Below are 6000 nucleotides of genomic sequence, written 5' to 3' on the forward strand. Positions count from 1 at the left end.
GGCGAGTTATTGCGGTAATTTGAGAAGTCGAGCGGACCGCCACCGTTCAGGGGTGGAAACTCGCCCCTGTGGACGATTGCCAGTCGCACCGGCTCTGGATCCTGGCGCACGGACCGCGGACATCCCTGCTTCCCCCTCGTGGAATTGAGAACGATGGATTCGACTGAGTACGGTGGGCCGCGTACCAACGCGGTGAAGGGGTTTGCCGGGCGGCTGAACGCGCGCGCTTGCCTCACGCTCGTGGTCTGCGCGCTGTCGCTGTTCGTGGTGGAGACGGCCCGGGCCCAGGAGGCCCAGGATCCTGCGCCCAAGACCCGGACGAAGGCCGCCCGCAAGCGCGCGGCCACGACGCCGGGCGCGAAGGCCACCACCCCGGGCGCGAAGCCCGCGGCTCCGGGGACGAAGCCTCCGCGCACGGCGAAGACGCGCCGGGGCGCGAAGACGACGCCTCCGCCGGTGGAGCCGGAGCCCATTCCGGGGGAGATGCCCGCCGAGCAGGAGCCGGTGCTCGCCACCGAGCCGCCGCCCGCGCAGCCCGCCCCGGTGGCCGGCCCCGGCGTCGGTCCGTCCGTGGCGGATCCGACGCCCGTGGCCTCGCCCGGGACGCCCGCCTCGCCGTCGCCCTATGACGGGCCGCTGACCTCCGACATCCCGTCCAACCCGCAGCCCGCGCCGACGCTGGGCGCTGGCGCGATGCTGCCGGCGTCGCAGCCCCGGACGGCCGACAACGTCCCGGACCGCGCGCCCTTCACGGAGCCCACGTCGGACCGCGCGCTGCCTCCGCCCTCCAGCCTCTCCGGCCTGGACGGCCCGGACCTGGGCGGCGGCGACGACCTGGAGAAGAACATCAACATGGCGCTGAGCGAGGCCGTCGTCACCACGGCGTCCAAGCGCAGCCAGCGCATCTCCGACGTGCCCCTCACGGTGTCCTGGATTCCGGCGGAGGAGCTGGAGGGCACCGGCCAGTTCTCGCTCTGCGAGGCCATCCAGTACTTCCCCGGCATGGAGTGCCGCCGGGGCTCCATGCGCAAGGCGGCGGTGAGCGCGCGCGGCCTGGGCTCCAACTACCTGTCCAACCGCCTGCTGCTCCTCAAGGACGGCCGTCCGCTGACGGACCCCTGGACGGGCCAGTTCTACGCGGATGAGACGACGCCGATGACCAACCTCAAGCAGGTGGAGGTCATCCGCGGCCCGGGTTCGTCGCTCTACGGCTCCAACGCCTTCAGCGGCGTCATCAACATCATCGAGCGCCAGCCCGCGGACCTTATCGCCAAGGGCCAGAACGTGGGCGCCGACGCGCGCATCCTCGCCGGCCAGGACAAGACGTGGCGCCTGCAGACCAACGTCGCCGGCCGCGGCGGCCCGGTGGAGGCGCTGCTCGGCTACTACGGCTTCGGCTCGGACGGCCCGCAGCTCTTCAACAACCAGCAACTGGGCCAGACGGACACCAACGAGGACTCGCTGGTGCACCAGGTGAACGGCAAGGTCCGCGTGGGGCCCCTCGCGCTGGACGCGGACTTCACCGACGGCAACATCGGCCGGCCCGGTGGCCAGAACATCTCCACCGTGGGCAACTGCGGCCGCTGCCACTACACCGCGCAGGACAACGAGCATGTCCAGAACCTGAACGCCGCCCTGCAGCTGGATCAGCAGGTGACGGACAACGTGCGCGTGTTCGCGCAGGCCTACACGTTCTTCAAGCGCCGCAACGTGACGCTGGAGAACGAAGTCACGGGCGCGCTGGAGGACACGCTGGGCAAGCGCAGCCGCCTGGGCGGTGAGGCGCGCGCGCTGTTCTCCCTGGACAAGCTGTCCGTCACCGTCGGCGGCGACGTGAAGGCCGACCAGGTGAACAACCAGAACGTGCTGCCCGGCCTGACCCTGGACGACACGAAGCAGACCATCCTGGGCGGCTTCGTGGACGCCGAGTACCGCGTCACGGAGCGGCTGGTGGTGGGCGCGGGCGCCCGCTACGACAACTACCAGATCCCCTCCAAGGTCTGGGAGGCGAAGACGGATCAGGTGTCGCCGCGCGCCAGCGTCGTGTTCCACGCCATCCCGGAGCTGCTCACGCTGCGCACCAACTACGGCCGCGCCTTCCGCGCGCCCACGCTGGCGGAGCTCGCCATCAACCAGCAGATGTACGCCGCGACGCTGCTGGGCAACCCGTCCCTGCGCGCGGAGACGCTGGACACGGTGGAGGCGGCGGTGGACTTCTGGCCGTTCGACCGCAAGGTGCGCCTGACGGGCACGGGCTTCTACAACCGCGCCCGCAACTTCATCAATCAGGAGCTCCTCTTCGGCTCCACGTCCCAGTTCAAGAACCTGGGCGACGCGCGCGTGGCGGGCTTCGAGGCGGAGGCCGCGGCGCAGGTGCCGTCCCTCAACTCCTCGTTCGACGTGGCCTACCAGTTCCTGGACGCCCAGGCGCTGCCCGTGGGCGGCGGGGCCCACTACCCGCTGGACTACGCGCCCAGCCACCGCGTCTACCTGCGCGGCCGCACCAACATCGGCAAGTTCGCCTTCGTGGAGCTCTACGGCCTGTTCGTGGGCCCGCGCTTCGACCCGGGCTTCGTGGTGGATGAGAACGCCGGCACCACCACCCGCGTGAAGCTGCCCAGCTACATCACCGCGACCGCGCGTGTGGGCTTCAACGTCCACGAGCGCGTGGCCGTGTCCCTGCTTGGCACGAACCTCTTCAATGCGAAGTATGAGGAGTCCCACGGCTTCCCCGCTCCGCCGCTGGGCGTCTTCACAGAAGTTCGACTCCATTATTAGAGCGCTGTTTGGATACCGTCGCCGCCGTGAAGGATGCCCCCCTGAAGTTGACGCCGGACACGACGCTCACGCCGGAGGCGCTGGAGAAGGCCTCCGGGGTGCTGGCCCGGGACGGCGTCCTGTTGGGGCGCGGTGACGACGCTGCGCCGCACTTGGTGCTGTTCGACGGGCGGTTCACTCCCGCCCACGCAACGCTCCTGGAGCGGCGCCCCCCGGCGCTGCTGCTGGCCACGCGCGGTGAGGGCGGCCAGCCGTCCGCCTGGGAGGCGCGGCTGCTCGGCGCGCTCCTGCGCGGCGAGCCCATGATCCCCCGGGAAGCCGCCACGTCCGTGGCGTGGCTGGGCAGCGTGACGGAGGTGACGGCGGCGGGGGAGCGCGCGGCCGAGGCCGTCCTCCAGGCCGGCGGCTCCAGGGCGGCGGCCAGCCGGGTGGCGGATGTCGTCCATGAGATTGGTGTGAACGCACTGCTCGACGCGCCGGTGGACGCGGGCGGCGAGCCGAAGTACGCCCACCGGCGCGGACAGGTGCAGTCGGTGGCGGAGGAGGATCGCTGCCTGCTGTCGTGGGCGGTGGCGGACGGCCGGGCCTGGCTGGAGGCGACGGATCGCTTCGGCCGCCTGTCGGTGTCACCGCTGGTGCGGGTGGTGAAGGCGTGGGGTGAGAAGGCGCAGGTGGATGCTTCGGGAGGTGGCGCGGGCCTGGGTCTGCGGCGCATCCTGGAGCACAGCGACGCGGTCGCGGTGCGGGTGACTCCGGGGAAGCGGACCCAGTTCGCCTGCGCGGTGGACCTGGGGGATGCGCGCCGCCGGGCCGCGCAGCCCAAGTCGCTGCTGTTCTGTCTGGAACGAGGGTAGGCGGGTGGAGAGCCAAACTTCCAATGCCAGCATCACCTCCCTGCGCGTGGGCAGTCTGACCCACGTGCGCGTGGCCGGGGTGATCGACGAAACCTTCCCCCTCACGCCAGCGTCCAAGGGCCTTCAGGGCCTGGTGGTGGTGGACCTGGGACTGGTGGAGCGCATCAGCTCCTTCGGGGTGCGCCGGTGGATTGAGTTCGCCGGCCATCCGCCGCAGGGCGTGTCGGGGCTGTACGTCGTCAACGCACCGCCGGTGGTGGTGGATCAGCTCAACATGGTGGAGGGCTTCGCGGGCGTCGCGCGCGTGCTCTCGCTGCTCGCGCCGTACACGTGCCGCTTCTGCAAGGAGGACCGGCTGCGGCTGGTGCGCCTGGTGGAGGAGGGCAAGGTGTTGGATCAGGGCGGTGCCCCGCCGCACCACTGCCCGGTGTGTGCCCAGCCGCTGGAGTTCGCGGACGAGCCCACGGAGTTCTTCGACTTCGCGCGCCGCCAGCAGTTCTCCGCGGTGGACCCCGCCGTGCTGCGCTACCTGCGCGCGGGCCTGCCGTCGGAGCCGTCCGAGCTCTCCTCGCACCTGAAGATCGTCCAGGACGACATCACCTTCATCACCCTGGCCAGCACGCTCAAGGGCGACCTCAACGTGCGCCGGCTGGCGTCCGGCCTGGAGGGGCGCGTCGCGTTCGACTGCTGCCACGTGAGCACGGTGGAGCCGGAAGCGCTGCCGCGCATCGAACAGGTGCTGGAGGTGGCGTCGCAGGGCGCCCAGGTGGTGCTCTGCCGCGTGCCGCCGCCGATGCTGGGCGTGCTGGCGAAGTCCACCAAGGCGCTGCCGGCGAAGCTGGCCACGCTGTGGCTGCCGTGCGACTGCCGCAACTGCGGCCAGGTCACGCACCATCGCATCCAGACCTCCGAGTACCTGGAGGTCCTGCGCGCCAAGGGCACCATGGACCGCGTGTGCCCCGTCTGCGGCGGCAGCGCCCGGGCTCCGGCGCTCGCGCAGTTCCAGGGGCTGCTCGCGCGCACGCCGCTCACCGACAAGCCGCTCGACGACATCGAGGCGCTGGAGCAGCGCGCCCTCAGCCAGTACCTCTTCGGCTCCACGAACCAGGACCCCGGCGCCAAGGGCACGTCCGCCACCGACACGCACAACAGCGGCGCGCGGCTGCAGATCATCCGCCGGCTGGGGCAGGGCGGCATGGCGGAGGTCTTCCTCGCCAAGCAGCAGGGCGTGAAGGGCTTCGAGAAGTTCGTCGTGATGAAGAAGATTCTCGCGCAGTTCGCTGAGAATCCTGAGTTCGTCGACATGCTCTTCGCGGAGGCCCGCGCCAATGCGCGCCTCACGCACCCCAACATCGTCCAGACCTTCGACGTGGGCGTGACGGACGGCGTGGCGTACATCCTGATGGAGTACGTGCGCGGCCCGGACTTGAAGCGCCTGCTCACGGAGCTGCGCCGCAAGGGCATGGCGCTGCCGCTGGAGCACGCGCTGCGCATCGTGGCGGAGGTCGCCGCGGGCCTGCACTACGCGCACAGCTACGTGGACCCGTCCGGCACCGCGCACCCGGTGGTGCACCGCGACGTCAGCCCCCACAACGTGCTGGTGTCGCTGGACGGCGCCATCAAGCTGTCGGACTTCGGCATCGCCAAGGTGCAGGGCGAGGAGCAGACGCAGGCGGGCGTCATCAAGGGGAAGATTTCCTATCTCTCCCCGGAGGCCGCCAGCGGCCGTCCGCTGGACTGGCGCAACGACGTGTTCGCGCTGGGCGTGGTGCTCTTCGAGCTGCTCACCGGCCAGCTGCCGTTCCGCCGCGACCATGACGCGGCCACGCTCGCGGCCATCGTGCGCGAGCCCGCGCCGGTGCCCTCGCAGCTGCGGCCCCACATCCCGCAGGACGTGTCGGACCTCATCCTGCGCGCGCTGGTGAAGGACCCGGCGCGCCGCACGCCCACCGCGGCGGCGATGCGCGAGGAGATCGAGGCCGTCATCACGCACCACCGGCTGTCCTCGTCGCCCGCGTCGGTGGCGCAGTTCTTCAAGGAGGCGCTGGGCGACCGGCTCTCCGAGTACGCGCCGTCGTCCATCGCGGGCTCGGGCACGGGCTCCAACCCCCGGGCGCTGATGCCGGGGACGGGCTCGCACTCGCGCAACCTGGGCACGGGCTCCAGCAGCGACATGCGCGCCCCGTCGGACCTGTCCCGTCCGCCCGTGCGCGGCGGTTCCGGCAGCATGCCCCGGATGGAGCCGCCCCCGGTGGCCTCCCCGCCGGAGGCCGCCGAGCGCGGAACCGAGGTCGTCTCCGTCACCTCGGATCCGCCGCGTCCCCCGGTCGCCGCGCCCCCGGTCGCGCCGCCCGTGGCCGCCGCGCCC

3 protein-coding genes are annotated in these 6000 nt (G+C 71.4%); all 3 read left to right on the plus strand.

Annotated elements, in window-relative coordinates; translation table 11 throughout:
* The first annotated feature begins 153 nt into the window (after positions 1–153).
* Positions 154–2778, plus strand: a complete 2625-nt coding sequence (locus tag D7W79_RS13085) for a TonB-dependent receptor plug domain-containing protein (RefSeq protein ID WP_120525705.1) — start codon at positions 154–156, stop codon at positions 2776–2778.
* Between the two features lie 26 nt (positions 2779–2804).
* Positions 2805–3632, plus strand: a complete 828-nt coding sequence (locus D7W79_RS13090) for a hypothetical protein (protein WP_244221744.1) — start codon at positions 2805–2807, stop codon at positions 3630–3632.
* A gap of 4 nt (positions 3633–3636) precedes the next feature.
* On the plus strand, positions 3637–6000 hold a 2364-nt coding region (locus D7W79_RS13095; RefSeq protein WP_244221745.1), incomplete at its 3' end, for a serine/threonine-protein kinase.

This window comes from Corallococcus exercitus (genome assembly GCF_003611585.1).
Classification (GTDB): Bacteria; Myxococcota; Myxococcia; order Myxococcales; family Myxococcaceae; genus Corallococcus; species Corallococcus exercitus.

Coding starts and splice junctions, on each gene's coding strand:
- D7W79_RS13085 (WP_120525705.1), top strand. CDS start 154: ATGGATTCGACTGAGTACGGTGGGCCGCGTACCAACGCGGTGAAGGGG.